Source organism: Desulfofundulus sp., assembly GCF_049701015.1.
Taxonomy (GTDB): domain Bacteria; phylum Bacillota; class Desulfotomaculia; order Desulfotomaculales; family Desulfovirgulaceae; genus Desulfofundulus.
The window spans coordinates 1-3333 of the sequence record NZ_JBNATZ010000263.1 but is presented as its reverse complement, the minus strand read 5'-3'; the positions used below and the strand labels follow the sequence as shown (position 1 = coordinate 3333).

Below are 3333 nucleotides of genomic sequence, written 5' to 3'. Positions count from 1 at the left end.
CAGGCAGGCCAGGGTAATCCTGGCCTCCCATTTGGGTCGTCCCAAAGGCAAAGTGGACGACCGCTACCGCATGGACCCGGTGGCCCGGCGTCTCTCCGAACTGCTGGGCAGGCCGGTGGTCAAGGTGAATGACTGTATCGGAGAGGAAGTCAAGCAAGCTATTGCCGGGATGAGACCCGGTGATGTGGTGCTGCTGGAAAACGTGCGCTTTTACCCCGGTGAGGAAAGGAATGACGAAAAGTTCGCCCGGCAGCTCGCTGAACTGGCCGACGTTTATGTGAACGACGCTTTCGGCACCGCCCACCGGGCACATGCCTCCACAGAAGGGGTGGCCCACTATTTGCCCGCCGCTGCCGGGTTCTTAATGGAAAAGGAGATTACCGTGCTGAGCCAGGCCCTGTCCAACCCGACCCGTCCCTTTGTGGCCATCCTGGGTGGGGCCAAGGTCTCCGATAAGATTGGTGTCATTGAAAACCTCCTGGGCAGGGTGGACGCCCTGCTTATTGGCGGGGGTATGGCCAATACTTTCCTGGCCGCGCGGGGATTCAACATGGGCAAGTCGCTGGTTGAAGCGGACCGGGTGACTCTGGCCCGTGACTTAATGGCACGGGCGGAAAAGGCGGGTGTAAAGCTCGTGTTGCCCGTGGACCTGGTGGTTGCCGAAGCTGCCCGCCCGGACGCGGAACCCAGGGTGGTGGCGGTGGATGCCGTACCGGAAGAGTGGATGGCCCTGGACATCGGCCCGAAAACGGTGGAGTCGTTTGCCGCCGAAGTGCGCAATGCCGGTACCGTCGTCTGGAACGGTCCCATGGGTGTCTTTGAGATGGCCCCCTTTGCTGCCGGCACCATTGGTCTGGCCAAAGCGCTGGCTGAAAGTAAAGCCACCACCATCGTGGGCGGGGGGGATACGGCAGCGGCGGTGGAAAAGGCCGGAGTGGCTGAAAAGATGTCCCATATTTCCACCGGCGGCGGCGCCTCCCTGGAATTTCTGGAAGGGAAGGTTTTACCCGGCGTGGCCGTGTTGACGGATACAGGGAAGTGAGGGAGAGATAAAACATGCGTGTCCCCTTTCTGGCCGGCAACTGGAAAATGTATAAGACTGTCGCCGAAGCGGTAGAATTTGTGCGGTCGCTGAAAGGAGCCCTGGCCGGCGTTCAGGGGGTGGAGGTGGCGGTGTGTCCTCCGTTCACAGCCCTGCACGCCGTGGCCCGGGAACTGGAGGACAGCAACATTGTCCTGGGTGCCCAGAATATGTACTGGGAAGAAGAAGGGGCCTATACGGGGGAAATTTCCCCGGTGATGCTGAAGGAAACCGGCTGCCGCTACGTGATCCTGGGCCACTCGGAGCGGCGGCAGTATTTCGGTGAACGGGATGAAGATGTGAACGCCAAGGTAAAGGCGGCGTTGAAGCACGGGCTCGTCCCCATTGTGTGCGTGGGCGAACGCCTGGAGGAAAGGGAAGCGGGAGATACGGAGAAAATTGTGGGTACCCAGGTGCGCCGTTCACTGGCCGGCCTTTCCGGCACCGAGCTGGCCCGCCTGGTGGTGGCTTACGAGCCTGTATGGGCCATCGGTACCGGGCGTACGGCCTCGCCGGAAGACGCCCAGGAGGTCAACGCTTTTATCCGCCGCGTACTGGCAGGGATGGGTGGCGAGGAGGCGGCCCGGCAGGTCCGCATCCAGTACGGTGGCAGCGTCAAGCCGGAAAATGCCGCCGACCTGCTCGGACAACCCGATATAGACGGTGCCCTGGTGGGCGGTGCCAGCCTGAAGGTGGAGAGCTTTGCCGCCATTGTCCGGGCGGCACTACGGGTATAGTCGCCGGACGATGCTTGTGATGCCTGACAAAAAAGGCCAGGCCGATATTTTAACATCCTGGAGGTTTCTGATGGAGATAAAGCATGTCCCCATGGTCCTGGTCATCCTGGACGGCTGGGGCCTGCGGGAGGAACAAGAGGGAAATGCCATTGCCCGGGCCAGAACACCAAATATGGACCGCTTTTGGGCCACCTATCCCCACACCACCCTGGGAACATCGGGGGAGGATGTGGGGCTGCCTGACGGCCAGATGGGCAACTCCGAGGTGGGGCACCTGAATATCGGGGCCGGGCGCATTGTCTACCAGGAGCTCACGCGCATTACCCGGGCCATCAGGGACGGCAGCTTTTTCACCAATAAAGCTCTTGTGGCTGCTGTGGACCATGTCCGGGCAAATCACAGGGCGCTCCATTTGATGGGTCTTTTGTCCGACGGTGGCGTGCACAGCCACATCACCCACCTCTTTGCCCTGCTGGAACTGGCCAGGAGGTATAATTTGCCGCAGGTGTACGTACACTGTTTCCTGGACGGGCGGGATGTCCCCCCGGACAGTGCCGGGGAATACATCCGGCAGCTTGAGGAAAAGTGCCAGGAACTGGGTACGGGCAGGGTTGCGACGGTCATGGGGCGTTACTACGCCATGGACCGGGACCGCCGCTGGGACCGCACCAGAAGGGCGTATGAGGCCATGGTCCTGGGGGAAGGGTTGAAGGCGTCTTCCGCCCTGCAGGCCCTGGAAGAATCTTACCGGCGCGGGGAGACCGATGAGTTTGTGCAGCCGACGGTGATTACCTGGGACGGCCAGCCCGTGGCGGTGATCGGAGACGGTGACGCAGTGATCTTTTACAATTTCCGCCCCGACCGTGCCAGGCAGATCACCCGGGCTTTCGTGGACGAGGATTTTACCGGTTTTGAGCGCCCGGCAAACCGCCCGCGGGTGCATTTTACCTGCATGACCCTATACGATAAAACCATAGACGCCCCGGTAGCTTTTGAACCCCACCATCCCACGAACACCCTGGGAGAAGTGATCAGCCGCCTGGGGCTCAAGCAGTTGCGACTGGCCGAAACGGAAAAATACGCCCACGTCACCTTTTTCTTTAACGGGGGAGTGGAAACGCCCTACCCGGGGGAAGACCGCCTGTTAATCCCCTCTCCCAAAGTTGCTACCTACGACCAGAAGCCGGAGATGAGTGCCCCGGAGGTTACGGATGCCTTCCTGGAGCAGCTGGCTTCGGATAAATACCAGGTAATCATTATGAATTATGCCAATGCGGACATGGTGGGCCATACCGGTGACATGGCGGCGGCGGTCAGGGCCGTTGAAGCCGTGGACCGGTGTCTGGGAAAGGTGGTGGGGGCCGTGCTGGAAAAGCGGGGTACGGCCATCATTACCGCCGATCACGGCAATGCTGACGAAATGCTGGACCCCGGCGGACACCCCCATACCGCCCATACCACCAACCGTGCCCCCTTTATACTGATCGGGGAGGATCTCGGGCGGGTGAAACTCCG

3 protein-coding genes are annotated in these 3333 nt (G+C 61.0%); all 3 read left to right on the top strand.

What is annotated here, in order from left to right:
* A partial coding sequence (locus ACPLUI_RS12830) for a phosphoglycerate kinase (protein WP_424660647.1) occupies positions 1 to 1042 on the top strand: 1042 nt, incomplete at its 5' end.
* Between the two features lie 14 nt (positions 1043 to 1056).
* Entirely contained in the window at positions 1057 to 1818 is a 762-nt protein-coding gene (gene tpiA, locus ACPLUI_RS12825; protein WP_424660646.1) for a triose-phosphate isomerase, read from the top strand.
* Between the two features lie 70 nt (positions 1819 to 1888).
* A partial coding sequence (gene gpmI / locus ACPLUI_RS12820; RefSeq protein WP_424660648.1) for a 2,3-bisphosphoglycerate-independent phosphoglycerate mutase occupies positions 1889 to 3333 on the top strand: 1445 nt, incomplete at its 3' end.